The organism is Dehalococcoidia bacterium, assembly GCA_030018455.1.
Lineage (GTDB): Bacteria > Chloroflexota > Dehalococcoidia > DSTF01 > JALHUB01 > JASEFU01.
In genome coordinates this window covers 177834-198234 of the sequence record JASEFU010000003.1, presented here as the reverse complement: position 1 = coordinate 198234, position 20401 = coordinate 177834, and the positions used below count along the sequence as shown (strand labels likewise).

19 protein-coding genes and 1 riboswitch are annotated in these 20401 nt (G+C 63.8%); of the genes, 15 read left to right on the top strand and 4 right to left on the bottom strand.

All coding sequences use genetic code 11. The features are described from left to right. Nucleotides 1-9 precede the first annotated feature (9 nt). Nucleotides 10-468: an adenosylmethionine decarboxylase gene (gene speD, locus QME71_06150; GenBank protein ID MDI6857878.1), complete on the bottom strand. Its 459-nt coding sequence runs from the start codon at nt 466-468 to the stop codon at nt 10-12. Between the two features lie 160 nt (nt 469-628). Between speD and QME71_06145 the strand changes: the two genes are divergently transcribed. Both QME71_06145 and QME71_06140 read left to right on the top strand, forming a co-directional pair. Next, on the top strand, nt 629-1162 hold the full coding sequence (locus QME71_06145) for a hypothetical protein (GenBank protein ID MDI6857877.1): 534 nt from the start codon (nt 629-631) through the stop codon (nt 1160-1162). Nucleotides 1163-1237: 75 nt separating this feature from the next. Beyond that, a riboswitch (cyclic di-GMP riboswitch) is annotated at nt 1238-1327 on the top strand. Nucleotides 1328-1374: 47 nt separating this feature from the next. After that, on the top strand, nt 1375-2091 hold the full coding sequence (locus QME71_06140) for a hypothetical protein (protein MDI6857876.1): 717 nt from the start codon (nt 1375-1377) through the stop codon (nt 2089-2091). Nucleotides 2092-2149: 58 nt separating this feature from the next. On the opposite strand, the gene QME71_06135 is transcribed toward QME71_06140, so the two are convergent. Continuing rightward, nucleotides 2150-3424 (bottom strand): pitrilysin family protein, encoded by a 1275-nt coding sequence (locus QME71_06135; GenBank protein MDI6857875.1) that lies wholly within the window; start codon nt 3422-3424, stop codon nt 2150-2152. A gap of 537 nt (nt 3425-3961) precedes the next feature. Here QME71_06135 and ilvB point away from each other — a divergent pair. From ilvB to cimA, 12 genes are all read left to right on the top strand, one after another. Beyond that, nucleotides 3962-5680, top strand: a complete 1719-nt coding sequence (gene ilvB, locus QME71_06130) for a biosynthetic-type acetolactate synthase large subunit (protein ID MDI6857874.1) — start codon at nt 3962-3964, stop codon at nt 5678-5680. Next, nucleotides 5677-6252 carry an acetolactate synthase small subunit gene (gene ilvN, locus QME71_06125; protein MDI6857873.1) on the top strand — a complete coding sequence of 192 codons (576 nt, stop codon included), beginning with the start codon at nt 5677-5679 and terminating at the stop codon, nt 6250-6252. The genes ilvB and ilvN overlap by 4 nt, the downstream gene beginning before the upstream one ends. Before the next feature lie 44 nt (nt 6253-6296). Next, entirely contained in the window at nt 6297-7286 is a 990-nt protein-coding gene (gene ilvC, locus QME71_06120) for a ketol-acid reductoisomerase (GenBank protein MDI6857872.1), read from the top strand. Nucleotides 7287-7821: 535 nt separating this feature from the next. Then, a complete protein-coding gene (gene tnpA / locus QME71_06115) occupies nt 7822-8202 on the top strand; it encodes an IS200/IS605 family transposase (protein ID MDI6857871.1) in 381 nt (126 codons plus the stop codon). Between the two features lie 257 nt (nt 8203-8459). After that, a complete protein-coding gene (locus tag QME71_06110; protein MDI6857870.1) occupies nt 8460-10010 on the top strand; it encodes a 2-isopropylmalate synthase in 1551 nt (516 codons plus the stop codon). Between the two features lie 122 nt (nt 10011-10132). Further along, the gene (locus QME71_06105) at nt 10133-10405 is read left to right on the top strand and encodes an AbrB/MazE/SpoVT family DNA-binding domain-containing protein (GenBank protein ID MDI6857869.1); all 273 of its coding nucleotides are present in this window, start codon (nt 10133-10135) and stop codon (nt 10403-10405) included. Next, the gene (locus QME71_06100) at nt 10402-10893 is read left to right on the top strand and encodes a PIN domain-containing protein (GenBank protein ID MDI6857868.1); all 492 of its coding nucleotides are present in this window, start codon (nt 10402-10404) and stop codon (nt 10891-10893) included. Before QME71_06105 ends, QME71_06100 begins: the two co-directional genes overlap by 4 nt. Nucleotides 10894-10911: 18 nt before the next feature. Continuing rightward, nucleotides 10912-12174: a 3-isopropylmalate dehydratase large subunit gene (gene leuC / locus QME71_06095; protein MDI6857867.1), complete on the top strand. Its 1263-nt coding sequence runs from the start codon at nt 10912-10914 to the stop codon at nt 12172-12174. Next, nucleotides 12171-12674 (top strand): 3-isopropylmalate dehydratase small subunit, encoded by a 504-nt coding sequence (leuD, locus tag QME71_06090; GenBank protein MDI6857866.1) that lies wholly within the window; start codon nt 12171-12173, stop codon nt 12672-12674. The genes leuC and leuD overlap by 4 nt, the downstream gene beginning before the upstream one ends. A gap of 246 nt (nt 12675-12920) precedes the next feature. Continuing rightward, on the top strand, nt 12921-13976 hold the full coding sequence (locus QME71_06085; protein MDI6857865.1) for a 3-isopropylmalate dehydrogenase: 1056 nt from the start codon (nt 12921-12923) through the stop codon (nt 13974-13976). Between the two features lie 191 nt (nt 13977-14167). Next, nucleotides 14168-15277 (top strand): Fic family protein, encoded by a 1110-nt coding sequence (locus QME71_06080; GenBank protein ID MDI6857864.1) that lies wholly within the window; start codon nt 14168-14170, stop codon nt 15275-15277. 50 nt (nt 15278-15327) lie between these two features. Next, nucleotides 15328-16908 (top strand): citramalate synthase, encoded by a 1581-nt coding sequence (cimA, locus tag QME71_06075; protein MDI6857863.1) that lies wholly within the window; start codon nt 15328-15330, stop codon nt 16906-16908. A gap of 3 nt (nt 16909-16911) precedes the next feature. On the opposite strand, the gene QME71_06070 is transcribed toward cimA, so the two are convergent. Both QME71_06070 and QME71_06065 read right to left on the bottom strand, forming a co-directional pair. Next, nucleotides 16912-18354 (bottom strand): HAMP domain-containing sensor histidine kinase, encoded by a 1443-nt coding sequence (locus QME71_06070; GenBank protein ID MDI6857862.1) that lies wholly within the window; start codon nt 18352-18354, stop codon nt 16912-16914. Beyond that, nucleotides 18338-19030 (bottom strand): response regulator transcription factor, encoded by a 693-nt coding sequence (locus tag QME71_06065; GenBank protein MDI6857861.1) that lies wholly within the window; start codon nt 19028-19030, stop codon nt 18338-18340. Before QME71_06065 ends, QME71_06070 begins: the two co-directional genes overlap by 17 nt. A 275-nt stretch (nt 19031-19305) precedes the next feature. Between QME71_06065 and QME71_06060 the strand changes: the two genes are divergently transcribed. Next, nucleotides 19306-20337, top strand: a complete 1032-nt coding sequence (locus QME71_06060; GenBank protein MDI6857860.1) for an aldose 1-epimerase family protein — start codon at nt 19306-19308, stop codon at nt 20335-20337. Nucleotides 20338-20401 lie beyond the last annotated feature (64 nt).

Genomic DNA, 20401 nt, shown 5'->3' with positions numbered 1-20401 from the left:
CGCCGGGACCTAGGAGGGTAACAAGGGGTGGGCGGCTGCGCTCCCGACGCTGTGCAGGGAGCCAGCGACCCGATGTCGCTCGACGGTTGACTGGGCCGCCGCCGATGCCACCGCCTTAGGGTACTCAAGGCCGCGCGGCAGGACGCGCACCGCGCAGTGCTCGATGGCGAACGTGCGTTTAGCGCTTTCGACGGCGTTCGCGGCGTCGAAGGTCTTGCACGAAAAGATGTCGACCCAGACATAGCCGTGTTCGGGGAAGGTATGGACGGAGATGTGACTTTCGGCGATGAGGACGAAGCCGGAGACGCCCCAGTCCTCGGGTTTAGTGCCGACGTAGCGGCAGATGTGAGGCGGCGCGATCTTGGTCATCCCGATCTGTTCCGGACACGAGTCCAAGAACGCGCGCACCAGGTGTTCATCGGCCAGTTTTTGCGGGTCGCCGTTGTACCCGTCAACGGTAACGTGCATTCAACCCCCCCTTTCCATCCTTGTCCCGCCGGTCCCGAACCGGGTGAGTCCGGCGGGTCTGAAGAACAAAGCTTCGCCCTGGCGGCCGGGGGCCGACAAGACGCAAGCCGCATGATAGCATAGGCGAAATGGGTATGCAATAAGACAGGGGGTTCACTTGATGGCACTTCGGCTTCGAAAGCGGCCTGTGACGTTCCTGCTGCTGGCTGCGGCGCTGGCCCTCATGGCCGCAGGCTGTGGGGAAGGGAAGGGGGAGGGGCGCGAAGGCGAGACTCTCGTGTTCGAGGGGGTGACGTATCAGGCGGCCGGCAGCTTGGGCGTCGACGCCCTTTCAGAGGAGGAAGCTGAGCAGGTGGGCGAAAGCGAGGGCGGGCAGGCGGTCTACCGCCGGAAAGCGCAGGGAAAAGACTGGCAACTCCTGACGCAGGACGAGGGGGGCTGGACGGTATGGGAACCCTCGGCCGTCGCCGTGGCGATCGACGACCTTGCAGGGCGTCTCGACGCGCCGGCGGAGGAGATCGAGGTACAGGAGGTGACGCGGGTCACGTGGCCGGACGCCTGCCTGGGGGCGGCGCAGCCGGGCGAGGCGTGCGCGCAGGTGCTGACCGACGGGTTCAGAATCATCCTGAGCGTGGAGGGGCGGGCCTACGAGTACCACAGCGACCTGCATGTCGCGGTCCGTCCGTTGGGCTGATTGAGGTAACGGAAGGCGGCGGGGGCCGTTCTAAATTTAGGAAAGGAGCGCCAGCAAGCGGAACGGAAAACGGCGGTACTCTGTTGAGGCGTTGAACCGGAGCCCGCCCCTGATCTTGGTCACCGGGGCTTCGGGGAGCCAGTGGTGAAACCGGCAACAGAAGGTCGAGCACGGCCGGGTTGCCGGTTTCCTTTGCGCGGCGCTATCGATAAGTGCTGAGAGTGCTGTCCCGTTCGTCGTTGGTCAGGCTCGCGCCGCTGCTGGTGCTGTCGTTGCTTTCGCTGTTCACGGTTGCGGTGGCGCCGGTCTGTCAGGCGCAGGAGGCGCGCGAGCGGTACGGCGTCGAGATCGTGCTCGAGGGGCAGAGCTGGGACGAGCGCAGCCTGGGCGCGGTCTTCGATGCGCTGGGCCGTCTGCCGCCGCACGTCGTGCGGGGACTCGGCAGCCGTTCCGAGGGCAGGCTGTACATCTCGTGCAACACGGAGGCCCGGACACTCTCGGGCAGAAGCGTCTTCCCAAACGGCGCCAACTTCTACTGGAACGGCGAGGGACGCAACGAGATCGTGCTTTACCCCGGGCAGGGAACGCTCACAGTGCTCCATGAGCTGGGACATGCCTATCAGTTCCGCCTGACGCCGGGCGGCCGCTACGCCTGGGTGCTTTTCGAAGCCGAGATGCGCGATTTCATGAACGCAACGGGCTGGACGCTGTTGAGCACTGACGCAGAGGTGGCTGCAGCGGTCGACCATACAGGGTTGCGTTTCGCCTACGCCGGGCCGCAAGTGTGGGAGGTCATGTCGCATGCCGACCCGCTCGAGGACTACGCCAATTCTTTCGCCCTCTTCTTCTACGACCCGGAGCGGCTGCGGTCGCTCTCCCCCGTGCGGTACGAATGGATGCTGCGCCATGTGGCGGTGGAGGCGCGCTAGCCTCGGGGTCGACGCTGCTGTGTCTCCGGTTGCGGCGGGTGCCCAACCAAAGCAGGGGTCAGACGGAGAGCGCTTTCCGGAGCGCTTCGGCGTCCGCCTGCGGCCCGACGGCTGCCATCGCTATCTTGTCAGTGGCGATGAGGCGCTTCGCCAGCGCCTGCACGTCCGCCGCCGTCACCGCGCGCAGCCGGCCCACCACGTCGTCGATGTCCTCGATCTCGCCCAGCGTGAGCAGGTCTTCGCCCGTGTACTGGGCGAGGGACATCGTCGTCTCGAGGCCGAGGCGGAAGTTGCCGGTTGTGTAGTCGCGGGCGCGCGCGAGCTCGTCGTCGCTTACCGGCTGGGCGGCCAGCTTCAGTAGCTCTTCGACGATGACCTTCGTGGCCTCGACCGCCTTATCGGCGCCCACGCCGGCGCTTATCACCAGCGCGCCCGTGTCGTAGTACCGCGAGAATGAGGAGCCGACGGAGTAGGCGAGGCCCCGTTTCTCGCGCACTTCTTTGAAGAGACGCGAGCTCATGCCGCGCCCGAGGATGCTGTTCAGAATGGCGAGCGTGAAGCGGTCGGGGTCCGTCCGGGAGACGGCCCGGATGCCGAGGGCGAGGTTGTTCTGGTCGGTCTCGCGCGATTCCACCTGTATTCGTTCCTTCGGCAGCTCATGGACCGCTGGCGAGAAGGGGGGCGGCTGAGAAGGGCGCATGGCGCCCATCTTCTTGTCGACGAGCGAGAGCGCCTGCTCGTGCTGGATGTTGCCGGCAACAGCGACGACCGTGTCATCGGGGACGTACCGGGTGTTGACGTAGTCGGCGAGGTCCTGGCGCGATACGGCGCCGACGCTCTCTTCGGTGCCGGCGACCGGCCAGCCAACAGGCTGATCGCCGTAAAGCGCGCGCGACAGCAGCTCGCTGGCCCAAGCGGCGGGCTGGTCGTGGGCGCGGCGTATCTCCTGGAAGATGACAAAGCGCTCCTTCTCGATCTCCTCCGGCTGAAGAAGGGGCCTCGTCGCCATGTCGCCGAGAACGTCGATCGCGAGCCAAGCGTAGTCGTAGGGCACTTGAGTCCAGTAGCAGGTGAGCTCTCTGTTCGTGTAGGCGTTCAGCACGCCTCCCGCTCCCTCAATTGCCTGAGAGATGTCGAGCGCGCTGGGCCTGCTTTCGCTGCCCTTGAACAGCATGTGCTCGAGGAAGTGGGAGATGCCGTTGACCCGCCGTTCCTCCATGCGCGAACCGGCGCCGATGAAGATGCATACTGCAACGGACTGGGCCGTGGGCACGGGTGTCGTGGCAACGCGCAGATTGTTGGCGAGCTTGCTCACCTGCCAGGTTATCGCCATGCGAAGGCCTTTCTGTCGTGCAGGATATCACGCCGGGGCGCAGCCGGTATCGGACGCGAGGAACGGGGCAAGCGAGCGGCCCCGGGTCGCTCTTGTTGACAACCTTGCGGCTGCGCCGATATACTTCCACCTACATCATACAGCAAGGCTTCGGGCGGAGATAGGCGGAACGGCGGGGTCGCGGACGCGACCGGGGCCATGCGGGCAAGGGCGAAAACGGGCTGATTCCCCGGAAAAAACCTGGGGACGGGCCTTTTCATTAAAGTACAAGTGAACGACAATAGATACATGACTTCGTCAGATAGACTTCCTCTTCAGGAGGCACTTGCGGTCTCGGTAACGGCGGACATCGCCGCAAACGGCGTGCCCTTCAGCCGGGACCGTGGCGTAATCCTTCTCCTCTTACGCCTGCTGCCCGTCCGGTAGGCGGGCGCGCCTGCGCCAGGCGGGCGTGTTTCCAGGCAGGCGGCTCACACGAATTCTTCGATCACAGGTCTCGACGCGCAACGCGTATCTTAAAAGGGGGGGTTTTTCAGCATGAAAATGACAGGTGCTCAGATAATCATGGAGTGCCTGGTGAGGGAAGGCGTGGAGCTGGTGTTCGGTATACCGGGAGGGTCAACGCTGCCCTTCTACGATGCCTTCCGGCATTACCCCCAGATCCGGCATATCCTCGTTAAACATGAGCAGGGGGCCGCGCACGCCGCCGACGCCTATGCGCGGGTAACCGGCAAGGTAGGGGTCTGCTGCGCCACGTCCGGCCCCGGCGCCACCAACCTTGTGACCGGCATCGCCAACGCCTGGATGGACAGCGTCCCCATGGTGGCGATCACGGGGCAGGTTGTCACCTGGCTCATCGGGCGCGACGGCTTCCAGGAGGCGGACACGACAGGAATAACGCTGCCGATAACGAAGGCCAACTGGCTCGTGCTCCAGGCAGACGACCTGGCGCGCACGGTGAAGGAAGCCTTCCACATCGCTCGCACCGGCCGGCCCGGCCCCGTGCTCATCGACGTGCCGCGCGACGTTTTCATCCAGGAAGCGGAGTTCGAGTACCCGGAGACGGTCGATCTGCCGGGCTTCCGGCCAACGCTCGACGGTCATCCGGCGCAGATAAGGAAGGCGGCGCAGCTCATCGCCGAGTCTGAAAAGCCGCTAATCCTCGCCGGCCACGGGGTGAAGATATCGCGGGCGTTTGAGGAGTTGAAGGAGCTGGCGGAGAAGGCGCATATCCCCGTGATCACCACGCTCCTTGGCATCAGCGGTTTCCCCGGGTCGCACCCACTCTGCATGGGGATGCCGGGAATGCACGGCATGTACTGGAACAACCTGGCGATAGGACAGGCCGACCTCCTGATTGCGATCGGCATGCGCTTCGATGACCGTGTAACGGGAGCGCTGAAGGACTTCGCTCCGCATGCCCGCGTCATCCACATCGACATCGACCCGGCCGAGATCGGGAAGAACGTCAAGCCTACAGTGCCGATTGTCGGTGACGTGAAGCGGGTGCTGGCGGCGCTCAACCCGCTTGTCAAAGAGAAGCGCCACGACGAATGGCTGGCGTGGATCCGCAAGGTGCGCGAGGAGCACCCATCGATCGCGATTCCCGACAACGATGAGCTTCTGCCGCAGTACGTGGTGAAGAAGATCTACGAGTTGAGCGGTGGCCAGGGGTACGTTGTGACCGGCGTCGGCCAGCACCAAATGTGGGCGGCGCAGTACTTCTGGAACGACAAGCCGAACTCGTTCGTCACGTCCGGCGGCCTGGGGCCGATGGGCTTCGAGGTGCCGGCGGCGATGGGCGTACAGTTCGCCCACCCAAAGGAGCTGGTGTGGTCAATCTGCGGCGACGGCGGCTTCCAGATGACGATGCAGGAGCTGGCTGCCATCGTCGAGCACGAACTGCCCATCAAGTTCGCCATCCTCAACAACTCGTTCCTGGGGATGGTGCGTCAGTGGCAGGAAATGTTCTACGGCAACCGCGTGTTCGCCACCCGCGAGTTCGGCCCCGATTACGTGAAGCTCGCGGAAGCCTTCGGTCTCATGGGCCTGCGAGTGACCGAGAGGAAGCAGGTTGAAGGGGCCATCCACTTGGCGCTGACGCACCCCGGGCCGGTGCTGATCGACTTCCAGGTGAAACCGGACGAGTGCGTTTACCCCATGGTCCCGCCCGGCGCGAGCCTTTCAGAGACAATCGACCAGCCGCCGGTCGAGGCAAAGCCGACGCCGCGGCGCGAGAAAGTGAAAGCAAAATGACGAAGAACACAAAACACACAATTGTCGCCCTGGTCGAGAACAAGCCCGGCGTATTGAACCGCATCGCCAGCAAGTGGCGGCAGAGAGGGTTCAACATCGAAAGCCTGGCCGTCGGTCACAGCGAAATACCGGGGCTCTCTCGCATGACGTTTGTCCTCGGCGGGCCGGCGGCCGATGTGGAGCAGGTTACCAAGCAGCTCTATAAGGTCGTCGACGTAGTAAAGATAAGCGACCTCACGGAGGAGGAGATCGTCACCCGGGAGCTGGCCCTGATCAAGGTGAACGCGACCGATCAGAACCGAGGCGCGATCATCGAGATCGTCGACATCTTCCGCGGCGAGATAGTGGACGTCAGCCCCGATTCCGTCGTGGTCGAAATCACCGGAACGGAAGACAAGGTCGATGCCGCGTTTGAGATGCTGAGGCCCTATGGGATCCGCGAGCTGGCGCGGACGGGCCGCGTGGCGGTCACACGCGGACGCGCCACGTCGACGCTGGAACTGGAGAGCGCGGGGGAACGCAAGTACCGTCCTGCGGGGCAGGGCAAGCCGCGGGTGGGCAGCCTGCTCTAGTGTTTGCGCGTACGTCATGAGCGGGAGAAAGGAAACGGAACGTCATGGCTAAGATCTACTACGACAGCGACGCGGACCTGGGTCTCGTCAAGGACAAGACCATAGGGATAGTGGGCTACGGTAGCCAGGGGCACGCCCACGCCCAGAACCTGCGCGACAGCGGCTGCAACGTGCTCGTCGCCGAGATCCCGGGGCCGCGATGGAAGGAGGCCGAAGAAGCGGGCTTCACCGTGCAGACGGCGGCGGAGGTGGCGTCGAAGGCGGACATCATCATGGTCCTCGTGCCGGACCAGTTCCAGCGCGCCGCCTACTACGACTCCATCGAGCAGGGGATGCGCGCGGGCAAGACGCTCATGTTTGCGCACGGCTTCAACATACACTTCGGCCAGATTCTGCCTCCTGCCGATGTCGATGTGAGCATGGTGGCGCCGAAGGCCCCCGGGCACCTGGTGCGCCGGCTGTTCACGGAAGGCGTCGGCACGCCGGCGCTCGTCGCCGTGCAGCAGGACGCGAGCGGACGCGCGAGGGAGACGGCGCTCGCCTACGCGAAGGGGCTGGGCAGCACGCGCGCGGGCGTCATCGAGACGACGTTCAAGGAAGAGACGGAGACCGACCTTTTCGGCGAGCAGGCGGTGCTCTGCGGCGGCGCGACGTCGCTCGTGAAGGCCGGCTTCGAAACGCTGATCGAAGCGGGCTATCAGCCGGAGATCGCTTACTTCGAGTGTCTGCACGAGCTGAAACTCATCGTCGACCTGATGTACGAGGGCGGGCTCATGCACATGCGTCACAGCATCAGCGATACGGCCGAGTACGGCGACCTTACGCGTGGGCCGCGGGTTATCGACGATTATGTGCGCGAAACGATGCAGGAGATACTGAAAGAGGTGCAGGACGGGACGTTCGCGCGGGAGTGGCTGCTGGAGAACCAGGTCGGGCGCCCGTCGTTTCAGGCGTTGCGGCGTCAGGACAGCGAGCACCTGATCGAGCAGGTGGGCGCCGAGCTCCGCGCCATGATGAGTTGGCTCCGGAAGTGAAGCGCTGCCATGTGGGGAGGGGCTTAGCCACTGCGGGAAAGGAGGCTCGGAAGTTACAGGTGAGCGATGACGTTCTCGACTCGTCTTCCTTCGGTTTCGTCGTATCAGGCTCGGATACTGTCTCTTGGATGGTGCGTTGGCCTATGTCGAACGTGTGAGCGATCGCGCGCTGAGATATGAGGCCAACGATCTGGTTCAGCTGCAACTGGAGATGAGGCGAGCCTATTATGAGGAATTGCGTGGGCGCATCCGGAATCTGAGGAGGGCCCTCCAGAAGCAACAGAACGCAGCTCTCTGCCAAGACGAGAATGCGGCGTTCAAGTGGACGATGTTGTCGCCTGAATCGGCGACTGGAAGGTACATGCGAGAACTGCACGACACGGCGGTGTTCTGGCTGGGGATTCTTTGCAGCAGACCTGGGTCAGAAGATCTGCGGAAGAGCGACCGACTGCGCTCTATGTACTCTACCCCAGCCTGAAGGCTGGGGCATAGAGAGGCTGGGGCATGAGCATCAGCTAGGGTCTGGACGATGCCGTTGTACCACGTCTGGTTTGTGACGAAGCGCCGCAAATGGCTGCTTGAAGGCGAGGTTGGTGAAACCGCTAAGGAGCTTATAGCTGAGGTTGCGCAGCAAAGACACATCGAGTTACTCGCCTGCGAGAGCGTGGTGGACCATGTTCATCTGCTGCTGCGGGTTGGCGACAGGAGCGAGCTTTCTAGGGCCATGAACCTCATCAAGGGCAAGACGTCGAGGCTGCTGTTCGAACGCTTCCCAGACTTACGAATGGACGCAAAGACCAGCCGTTTGTGGCAGCATCGCTACGGCGCGACCATAGTGCCAGACGTCGCTGGGGAGGCTGTGAAAGGGTACATTGCTACCCAATGGAACCGACTGGAGAAATATGAACGCCCTTAATGTGAACTGCCCGGAGGCAAACGGTTCGCCGGTCCTCATGCCCCAGCCTTCAGGCTGGGGTGCAGAAGCGCGATGGTCGCTTTCGCTGGCCCGAGGGGGAACCGCGAGCCCTTCCATGCCCAGCCATCCCTCGGACTTCTCTTGCTGGCGGGGTTGTCCATTGCTCAACCTTCGAGTGCCCTCCCCGTTGTCAGCGGGCGAGGGCCGGATGAGATCGCACTTCAGCCAGCGATATCAGCAGAAGGAGGTTGAGTAAGATGGCAGAAAGAGTGTTCATATTCGATACGACGCTCCGCGACGGCGAGCAATCCCCGGGCGTGGCGTTGACCGTGCAGGACAAGCTCCAGATCGCGCGCCAGCTCGAACGGCTGCGGGTGGACATAATCGAAGCCGGCTTCCCCGTGTCGTCGCCGGGCGACTTCGAGGCGGTGAGCACGGTCGCGAGGGAGATCCGGGAGTGCATCGTCGCCGGGCTCGCCCACGCCAACCCGGACGCCGTTGACGCCTGCTGGGACGCGGTGAAGAACGCCGCCAGCCCGCGGATACACGTCTTCCTCTCGAGTTCCGACATCCACATGGCGCACCAGTTGCGGAAAGGCCGCGACGAGGTGCTGGAGATGGCGCGGACGCAGGTCGCGCGGGCCAAAGGCTATACATCGGATGTCGAGTTTAGCCCGATGGACGCCACCCGCTCTGACCCCGAATACGTCTACCAGATGGTGGAGCAGGTGATCGACGCGGGGGCAACGACGGTGAACATCCCCGACACGGTGGGCTACGCTTTCCCGGAGGAGTTCGGCGAGTTCATTCGCAGCATCTTCGAGCGGGTGCCGAACATCCACAAGGCGATTGTCTCCGTGCATTGCCACAACGACCTGGGAATGGCGGTCGCCAACTCCCTGATGGCGGTGCGAGCGGGCGCCCGGCAGGTCGAGTGCTGCATCAACGGCATCGGCGAGCGCGCGGGCAACGCCTCTCTGGAAGAAGTCGTAATGGCGCTGCGGACACGGCAGGACTTCTTTGGGCTCGAGACCCGCGTAAACACGAAGGAGATACACCGCACAAGCCGGCTGGTGTCAGACCTGACGGGAATGACGGTCCAGCCCAATAAGGCGATCGTCGGCGGCAACGCCTTTCGGCACCAGTCGGGGATCCACCAGGATGGCGTCCTGAAGATGCGTGAGACGTATGAGATCATGGACGCGCGTGACATCGGCCTGTCGTCCGCAGGCGCCGACATCGTGCTCGGCAAGCTGTCGGGACGCCACGGCTTCAAGGCGCGGCTCGACCGCCTAGGCTACGAGCTGACCGCGGAGGAGTTTTCGCGCGCCTTCGCCGCCTTCAAGGAGCTGGCCGACAAGAAGGCGGAGATCGACGACCGCGACATCGAGGCGCTGATAGGGGAAGAGTTGCGGACGGAGGAAGAGGTGTACCACCTGGACCTCCTGCAGGTGTCGTGCGGGAACCAACTCGTGCCGACAGCGACGGTGCGCCTCATCGGGCCCGGCGGCGAGGAGCTGGTGCAGACGGCGACGGGCACGGGCCCCGTGGACGCCGCCTTCGAGGCGATAAACGCTATCGTCGGCGTGCCGAACAGGCTGCTGGAGTTCTCGGTGAAGAGCATTACCGCCGGCATCGACGCCATCGGCGAAGTGCTGGTACGGATTGAGTCCAATGGCAGCACGTACGTCGGACGGGGCGCGGACACGGACATCGTCGTCGCATCAGCGAAGGCGCTGATGAACGCCCTTAACCGGATGCCCGTCGTGCAGGCGCGCGCCGCCGGCGGAGCGAAAGGCAAGCGGTAAGAGATACGATGGCGCCAAGCAATGAAGAAGCAAGTAAAGCAAGAGAACGATTGACAAAGCGTTCCGCTCCTCGTAAAGTGAAAGAGACGGGACTGGCCTATTTCACGGAGGGAGCGAAGGCTATGTCGGATGTGGCCGTCGCCAAGCTATCGAGCAAGCATCAGATCACGCTGCCCGCCGCCATGGTCCGACGGTTGCGACTCGAGCCGGGTGACACACTTGCGGTCGGCTTGGAAGATGACAAGATCGTGCTGCGTCCCCGGCCGAGGGACTGGGTCAGGTATTACCGGGGCCGGCTCCGAGGAGTTTATGGGTCGAGCGTGGAGGAGATGGACGAGTACGTACGCAAAGAGAGGGAGAGTTGGCGACGCCGCGCGGAGCAGCTCGATTCTTGAAGGCGCTCTCTAAGTGCCGGAGGGTGAATCTCGATACTAATGTCCTGGTCTACTACCTGGAGGACAGGGCGCCGTACGCCGAGCTTATGGAGGCCTTGTTCCGCCTGGTCAGCGAAGCGCAACTGGAAGCCGTGATATCGTCCATCGCTCAGATGGAGTTGCTCGTCAAGCCCATTAGGGATGGGGACTTGGAGGCCACAGGCGAGATAATCGAACTGACAGAGCGAACCCCGAATCTGCGAGTGGTTGACGTTTCTCGACCCGTCGCTTTGCACGCGGCAGTTGTGCGCGCGCAGGGGCTGGATGTCCCGGACGCTCTAATAGTGGCAACGGGGGCTTTTGCCGAATGTGATGCCACGATAACAAACGATGGTCGCTGGCGCCGTGCCGTCGAGGCCCTGGGCGTCCGCGGCCCGGCAATGATTCGCGGAGAAACGCGCTTGAACATGCCGGAGATCATTTATCTGCATGATTACGCTGACGGCTAACCGGTGAAGGGGCGCGAATTGGGGATGACGCTGGCTGAGAAGATTCTGGCGGCGCACTGCGGCCGCGAATCGGTGCGGCCCGGCGAGCTGATAAGCGCGCGGGTCGACTTCGTGATGGCGAACGACGTAACGGCGCCGCTCGCCATCCAGGAGTTCCGCAAATTGGGCGTGGACCGCCTTTTCGACCCGCGAAGGGTGGCGTTCATTCCGTCGCACTTCATCCCCAACAAGGACATCCAGAGCGCGCAGAACGCGAAGTTCATGCGCGAGTTCGCGCTCGAGCAGGGAGCCGTCTACTACGAGCAGGGCCGCGCCGGCGTTGACCACGTGCTCCTCCCCGACGACGGCTGGGTGCTGCCCGGCGACGTCGTTGTTGGGGCGGACTCGCACACCTGCACTTACGGCGCCCTCGGCTGCTTCGCTACTGGGATGGGCAGCACCGACATCGCCTGCGCCATGGCGACGGGCGACATCTGGATGCGCGTGCCGGCGACGATCAAGGTCGTCTACAACGGCAGGCCGGCTCGCTGGGTCGGCGGCAAGGACATTATTCTGCACACTATCGGCGATATCGGTGTCGACGGAGCACTGTATTGCGCCCTCGAATTTCACGGCGAGGCGCTGCGGCACATCGGCATGGAGGGCCGCTTCACGATAAGCAACATGGCAATCGAGGCCGGCGGCAAGGCGGGGCTGATGGCGCCGGACGAAACGACGCTGGCGTACGTGCGCGAACGGGCGAAGCGGGACTGGCGCGTCTACGAGCCGGACCCCGGCGCCGAATATCGGGAGGCGCGCGAGTACGACGTATCGAACCTTGAGCCGATGGTCGCGCTGCCGTCGTCGCCCGCGAACGCGGTGCCCCTGAGCAAGGCGCCGCGCGTGAACATCGATCAGGTGTTCATCGGCAGTTGCACCAACGGGCGGCTGGCGGATCTGCGGCTGGCGGCGGAGGTCATCCGCGACCGCAAAGTGCACGAGAACGTGCGCTGCATCGTCGTGCCGGCGTCGCACGAGGTGTATTTGCAGGCGCTGCGCGAGGGGCTGCTGGAGACGTTCGCTGAGGCCGGCTGCGCGGTATCGACGACGACGTGTGGGCCGTGTCTGGGCGGTTACATGGGCATACTGGCCGAGGGAGAGCGCTGCGTGAGCACAAGCAACCGCAACTTCCCCGGCCGCATGGGGCACGTGCGGTCGGAGGTGTACCTGGCTAACCCCGCGGTGGCGGCGGCGAGCGCCGTCGCCGGGCGGCTGGCCGGCCCCGAGGAGGTGGTGAAGTGACTCTGCGCGGACATGTGCACAAGTACGGGGCGAACGTGGACACGGACGCCATTATCCCCGCCCGCTACCTGAACATGACCGACCCGGCAGAGCTCGCAAAGCACTGCATGGAGGACATCGACGAGGGGTTCGCGGAGCGGGTGCGCCCGGGTGACGTAATAGTCGCGACGACGAACTTCGGATGCGGCTCCTCGCGGGAACACGCGCCGCTGTGCATAAAGGCGGCGGGCGTAAGCTGCGTTATCGCCAAAAGCTTTGCGCGCATCTTCTATCGCAACGCCATCAACATCGGCCTGCCGATTCTTGAGTGCGACGACGCGGTTGATGGGACGGACGCCGGCGATGGGCTTGAGGTGGAATTGGAGTCGGGCGTCATTCGCAACCTTACGAAGGGTTCGACGTTCCGAGCCAAGCCCTATCCCGACTTCATGCTCGAGCTGATGCGGGCGGGCGGCCTGGTGGAGTACACCAGGCGGCGTCTCGCCGAAAGGAAGCCCTAGGCAGAGCGAGCGATGAGCAGAGGCGGACGACGGTACCGGCCGGGCCTGAGGGCCGTGTTCACAAACTGGCGGGAATCACCGCTGCCATTCCACCGGAAGGTCGGCGTTGCTGTCGCGAACAACTGGCGGAAGTTGCGCAGCGGCCGCAGTTGCTGCGGCCATTACGGCGAGCCCGGCTGCTGACAGGTGGCGCGAGAGCCCCGTGAGGGCGGACAAGAGAACAAATAGAGGAAGGATACGGGAGAAGTGTATCGGATTGCGGTGATACCGGGCGACGGGACGGGCCCTGAGGTCGTGCGCGAAGGGCTGAAGGTGCTGGAGGCAGCCTCGCGGGCGGAGGGCTTCCGGTACGAGACGACGGAATACGACTTCGGCGGCGACCGCTATCTCAGGACGGGCGAGACGCTGCCGGACAACGCCATCGAGGAGTTGCGGCGCTTCGATGCCATCTACCTGGGGGCCATCGGCCACCCGGACGTGGCGCCGGGCATCCTCGAGAAGGGCATCCTGCTGCGCCTGCGCTTCGAGCTCGACCAGTACATTAACCTGCGCCCGGTGAAGCTTTACCCCGGCGTCGACTGCCCGCTCAAGGACAAGGGCCCCGAAGACATCGACTTCGTGGTCGTGCGCGAGAACACGGAAGGGTTGTACGGCGGCATGGGCGGCTTCCAGTACAAGGGGACACCGCAGGAGGTGTCGACGCAGGTCCACCTGACCACGCGCTTCGGCGCCGAGCGTGCGATACGCTACGCCTTCGACGTGGCGCGAAAGCGCAACCGGATGAAGCAGCTTCACCTCGTCGGCAAGACGAACGTGCTCACGTTCGTTCACGACACCTGGTGGCGGGCGTTTAACGAGGTCGGCGAGACCGACTACCCCGACATCCGGCGGGAGTACGCGCACGTCGACGCCACGTGCATGTGGTTCGTGAAGAACCCCGAGTGGTTCGACGTGATCGTTGTCGAGAACATGTTCGGCGACATCATCACCGACCTCGGGGCGATGATACAGGGCGGCATGGGCATCGCGGCGGGCGGGAACATCAACCCGAACGGCGTATCGATGTTCGAGCCGATAGGGGGCAGCGCGCCGAAGTACACAGGCCAGAACGTGATCTGCCCCCTGGCGGCGATCGGCGCCGTGCAGATGCTCCTGACTGAGCTGGGCGAGGAATCGGCGGCGGACCGCGTGGAGCAGGCGATGGTGAAGGCGCTGACGAGCGGGCAGATCAAGTCGCTGAGCGCGGGTCGCATGGGGCTGAGCACATCGCAGGTAGGCGACCTCGTCGCCTCGCTTGTCTAGTCGGAGGCATGAACGGCCAGGGCTTGTGCGCCAACGAAGCAACGACAATTGCTAACTCGGGAGTAATTTGCTACAATAGGCCCGAAAAGTTGGCATTCCCGGTGAATTTGCAAGTGGTGGTGTTTTGCTAAATAGTGTACGCATTGCAGCATAGTCCATGCGGCAGGGTAGTACCGACAATTCAGGGGCAGATGGCTTTTGTGCCCGACCCGTTGCCGCGCCAAATGGACTTGGATGCTTCTCTCGTGTTCCTGCTCGACCGGGCGTCGCGCTCGGTGGCCAGACTTGCCGGAATCGGCGAGACGCTGCGTAACCCTCATCTGCTGATCAGACCTTTTGTGCGGCGCGAGGCTGTCCTCTCCTCAAGGATCGAGGGAACTCAGGCGTCGATATCGGACTTGTTCTTATTTGAGGCTGCCGGGGAGAGGCGGGCTCGGGGGGATGTCAGGGAGGTCGCCAATTATGTTCGGGCCCTGGAGTACGGCCTCGCTCAACTCAATCTGTTGCCGATCAGCATAAGATTGGTCAACCAGATTCACGCCGAGTTGCTGGCCGACGTGCGCGGCAAAGACCAGAGGCCGGGTGAACTTCGGGGATGCCAGGTATGGATCGGTTCAGAAGGGACAAGCATCGAGGAAGCGCGATACATCGCGCCTCCGCCTGACCTTGTGCCAGAAACACTGGCAGACTGGGAGAGATTTGTAAACGAGGATGTGCTGATCCCTCCGTTGGTTCAATGCGCGATGATGCATTATCAGTTTGAAGCCATACACCCTTACCGTGACGGAAACGGCCGCATCGGGCGGCTCTTGATAACCCTCTTCTTGTGTGCGAAAGGCGTACTACCCACTCCGCTGCTGTATCTTAGCGCATTCTTTGACCGTCACCGAAACGAGTACTATGACCATCTTTACGATGTAAGCGCGCGCGGCGCCTGGCATTCGTGGCTGCGGTTCTTCCTTCGAGGCGTGGCAGAGCAGGCGCAGGATGCGCTGGTAAGGTCGAGACGAATCAGGGTGCTGCAAGAGGAATACAGGGCAACGCTGCATGCGGCAGGCGTGTCGGGAAACGCTGTGCGTCTGCTGGACGAACTGTTTGCCTATCCGTTCATGACCGTGCCTTTCGCTCGGCGGCTTTTGGGGAGCAGCGCGCAAGGGGCTCGAAACGCCCTTGAGAAGCTGAGGAAGACCAGCATAGTGCGCCTGGATAAGGGTAAGTGGCCGCGAGTCTATGTTGCATCGGAACTCCTTGAGGCGATTGAGGCACCGGTCGTAGCGGAGATCAGTGTTGACAAATCGTGACCTACTACCGGCGTCGGCCCGGCCTGCCTGTGTCTAGAATGGGTGCTGCTATGAAAAGCGTGGAGCTGTACGATACGACGTTGCGTGATGGGACGCAGATGGAGGGCATTTCCCTCTCCGTCGAGGACAAGCTGAAGATCGCGCAGAAGCTCGATGAGTTGGGCATCCACTACATCGAGGGCGGCTGGCCCGGCTCCAACCCCAAGGACGCGGAGTTCTTCGTGCGGGCGCAAGCGCTGCGACTGCGGAACGCGAAGATCGTCGCCTTCGGAAGCACCCGTAGGGCCGGTGTGGCCGTCGAGAGCGACGCGAACCTGCGCGCGCTCGTCGATGCCCGCACGCCCGCGGTCACCCTCGTGGGGAAAGCGAATGAGGAGCACGTGCGACTGGTGCTCGAGACGTCACTCGAAGAGAACCTGGCGATGATCACCGATTCCATCGCTTTCATGAAGTCGCACGGCCTGACGGTGTTCTTCGACGCGGAGCATTTCTTCGATGGGTTCCGCGATAACCGCGAATATGCGCTGGAGTGTCTGCGCGCCGCCGCGAAGGCAGGCGCCGATTGCCTGGTGCTATGCGATACGAACGGGGGCACCGTCACGAGCAAGGTCGTCGAGGCCGTGGCGGCGGCGCGCGCGCTGGGCGCGCCTGTCGGTATTCACGCCCACAACGATGCCGATCTCGCCGTCGCCAACTCCCTCGCCGCTGTGGAAGCGGGCGCCGTCCACGTCCAGGGCACGATGAACGGCTACGGCGAGCGCTGCGGGAACGCCAACCTCGTCAGCATTATCGCCAATCTCAAGCTGAAGATGGGCATCGATTGCGTGAGCGATCAGCAGCTCGCGCGACTGACCGAGATCTCGCACTACGTGAGCGAGATCGCCAACATGGTGCCGGACGACCACGCGCCTTACGTGGGCGCAAGCGCATTCGCGCACAAGGCGGGGATGCACGTTGCGGCCGTCGTTAAAAGCGAGTCGTCGTACCAGCACATCGATCCGGCCGTGGTGGGTAACGAAAAGCGGGTGCTTGTCTCTGAGTTGGCCGGGTACCGCAACGTCATCAGCAAGCTGAAAGAGCGGGGAGTCGATATCGCCCTCAGCAACGAGGAGGCGCGGGAGCTCCTAGAGCGGGTGAAGGCGAAGGAGGCGGAAGGGTACCAGTACGAGGGCGCGGAGGCCTCGTTCGAGTTGCTGGCGCGCCGCAGCCGGCCCGGGTACGAGCCGCCGTTCGAGCTGAAGGACTTCCTGGTCGTCGTGCGCCGTCACAGCGAGCCGGAGCGCGGCGAGGCAGGCGAGATGCTCGCCGAGGCCGCAGTCAAGGTGCGCGTGGACAGCGAGACCATGCACACGGTCGCTGAGGGCGACGGCCCGGTCAACGCGCTCGACCTGGCGGTACGGAAGGCGCTGCTGGAGTTCTACCCCACACTTGAAGCCGTCAAGCTGGTCGACTACAAGGTACGCATCGTCGACAGCCCATCGGGGACGGCGGCCATCGTGCGCGTGCTCATCGAATCGACGGACGGCGAGCACGCGTGGACGACGGTCGGCTGCTCTCCGAACATCATCGAGGCGAGCTGGCTGGCGTTGTCGGACAGCCTGGAGTGGTGGCTGGTGCGGCGTTCGCGGTGAACGTCAGAGCTGCTTCCGGCTCAGCGGGAGCGCCACCGTAAACTCGGTCCCTTCTTGCTGCGAGCTCTTCACCGTTATCTCGCCGCCGTGCGCCTGCACCACCTCCGAGGCGATAGCAAGGCCGAGCCCCGTGTGACCTTCGTCCGCGCCTGAGCCGTTCACCTGATAGAAGCGCTCGAACAGGTGCGGCAGGTGTTCGGGAGGTATGAGCGAGCCGCTGTTGCGCACGGATACCCTCACGGAGCCGTTGACGACTTTCGCCTCCACGCTGATGTGGCCGCTTTCCGGGGTGTGGCGCACCGCGTTGTCGACGAGGTTGGAGAAGACCTGCTCCAGGGCCCGCCCGTCGCCCTCATATTGTGGGAGGTCGTTAGCCCTGAGGCGCATTTCGATCTGCTTCTCTGTTGCGCGCTGCTGGAACCGCTCAACTGTCGCCTGCAACAACTCCTCCAATTGCAGCGGCTCGATTTGCAGCGCCGCCTGGCCGGCCTCGATGCGGGAAAGCTCGAGAAGCTCGTCGACGAGGGTGCGCATGCGCTGCGCCTCATCGTTTATGATGCGCGCCGCATCGGCGAGCCCTTCCGGGGTATCGATTGCGCCGTCGACCATCGCCTGGCTGAAGCCCTGGATTGAGGTGAGGGGCGTGCGCAGCTCGTGGGAGGCGTCGGCGAGGAACTGACGCAGGGCGCTTTGCGAGCGATCGACCTCTCTTGCCATGGTGTTGAAAGCGGTCGCCAGGCGTCCCACTTCATCGCGTCCGCGCACGTCGATCTGCTGGTCGTACCTGCCGCGGGCCATCTCCTCGGAGGCGCGCGTGATCTGGGCGAGCCGGCCGGAGATGGAGCGGGAGAGGAGCAGGGCGACGGCGACGGATATGACGAGGGCGATGCCGCCGGCGACGGCAAGGCGGGGCAAAACGTCCAGCCAGGCGGAGGTGATGTCCTCTTCCGGCACCGCCACAACCGTGCGATAACTGCTGAGAATAGTGGGGCTCGGGCGCTCTCCCCCCGCCGTTGTGTCGAGCGGGGTGAAGAGGAGCAGGTTCGTACCGTTTTCGCTGAAGCGGATCTGCCAGACGTATATCGGCCCCACGCGTTCGGTGCCTGCTGTCGCGGTGTTGAAGGCGTCGACAGTGGCTCCCTCTAGGCGGTCCTCGGTATCGAAGACCACCCGCGAGGTCGCCTTGTCGACGAGCAGGAGACGGACGTCGAACCGCTCGGCGTAGCTTTTCAGGACGGAAGTCATATCCTCCGTGGACAGTCCCACCCATTCCAGATACGTGACCTGGAGGGCGAGGGGTTCCGCAAGCCGTCCTACGCGCTCCCGCGCTTGTTCCACCTCCGAATCGCGCAGGAACAGAACGAAGGCTGTGCCCGCGGAGAAAAGGCATACGAATATGATGAAAGCGAACGCGGCGATGAGCTTGGTGCTAAGGCTTCTCGGCATCTTCCGCCACCACCAGCTTGTAGCCGATGCCCCAGACGGTCTGAATGTGGACGCGCGAGCCCGCGAGCTTCTCGCGTAGCCACGCGACGTGGACGTCGATTGTGCGGCTGTCGCCGTAGAAATCGAGTCCCCAGACCTGCTGGATCAGCCGCTCGCGGTCCATGACCATTCCCTCATTGCGAAGAAAAGCGGCGAGCAGGTCGAACTCTTTGCTGCGCAGGTTCAGGGGACGGCCGTCGAGGACGGCTTCGCGTCGGCCGACGTCGATCCGGAGTCCGCCTGCCTCGAGCACGGCAGCGGGTTCCGCCGCCGCCTGCGCCCGGCGGAGAACGGCCTTCACCCGCGCCACAAGCTCTCTGGGGTTGAACGGTTTCGTGACGTAATCGTCGGCGCCCAGTTCGAGCCCCACCACCTTGTCCACGTCCTCGCCTTTTGCCGTGAGCATGATGATGGGCACGTTGCTCTGCTTCCGGAGTTCGCGGCAGACGGTGAGGCCGTCGACCTCAGGCATCATGAGGTCGAGGACGATGAGATCGGGGCGGTGCGCCTGCGCCTTTTCGAGCGCCTGGCGGCCGTCGTATGCAGCCTCGACCTCGAACCCCTCTTTCGTGAGATAGAGGCGCGTTAGCTGCACGATGTTCCGCTCGTCGTCGACGACAAGGATCGTCTGTGCCATCAGCGGCCGCCTTATCCGTACGGCGTTGATCTTGACAGATTACAACCCGGGGAGCAAATCGGCAGGTGATCGGCGATTCGATAAGATGCCGATCGCTCCAGGGAATTATCGTGCGTTATGCCCCCGTTAATGATACGCGAATCGCGGGGAATTGCCACTCGTTGGCGGGCGGCGGCACGCGTGGCGGCGCTCGTGACGTGAGTGCTATCATTCGGACGTCCGGCAATTGACGCAGCAAAGAACGATGCGCGGCTGCCTGCAGGCGAGGAGGGAGAATGGCAGAGCTGTTTGGCCGTGAATGGAGCCGCGAGGACCTCGCGGCGATGACGGGAGACATATCTCAAATCGGCGGCGTGAAGCTCGCGGAACTTACCGACGGCCCCGAGCGCGGCGTGCGCGTCGCCGATTGCCGCACCGGCGGCGGACTCAGTTTTACGGTGCTTCTCGATAGGGGGATGGACATCGGAGCGGCAGAGTACAAAGGGGTGCCCCTGGCCTGGCTTTCGGGCGCCGGTTTCGCCCATCCTGCGCATTATGAGCCGGAAGGTGTGGGATGGCTGCGGACGTTCGGCGGCGGGCTGATGACGGGCTGCGGACTGACCCAGATCGGCGCGCCGAGTGAAGGGATGGAGAAGGAGCCGCTGGGGCTGCACGGGCGGCTGTCCGTCATCCCGGCGCGAGGCGTAATCGTCGACAGTGAGTGGGAGGGCGACGAGTACAGGTGGCGCCTCCAGGGGCGGATGAAGCAGTACCGGCTGTTCAGCGAGCACCTGGAGTTGCGGCGGACGATCAGCTTCCGCCTCGGCGGGCGCGACATCCGGATAGAAGACAGCGTGACGAACCTGGGCGACACGCCGTCGCCGTTCATGCTCTTGTACCACGTGAATCTCGGGTTCCCGTTGCTCAGCCCGGAAAGCGAGATGGTGGCCGCGCCGCACACCGTGGAGCCCCGGGACGACGTGGCCGCCGGGGGGCTGGACGCGTGGGCCAGGTTTCAGTCGCCGGCAGCGGAGTTTCAGGAGCAGGTGTTCCTTCACGATCTGCCCGCAGACCATGAAGGAATGGCCGAGGCGGCGCTGCGCAACCCCTGGTTGGGGCTGTCGGTGCACGTGCGTTACCGAAAGGCGGAGCTGCCGTATCTCACGCAATGGCGGATGATGGGGAAAGGCACGTATGTGCTGGGACTTGAGCCCGGCAACGCTTTCGTCTTGGGACAGGCGGCGGAACGTGCTGCCGGCCGGCTCCAGACAATTGAGCCGGGAGAGGAGAAGCGGCTCTTGGTCGAAATCGGTGTGCGCGAGGAATAACAGGCGGCGGCGCGACGGGAATAAGCGCCGCGATGGTTTTCGCAGAAACTGTTGCTAAAAAGTA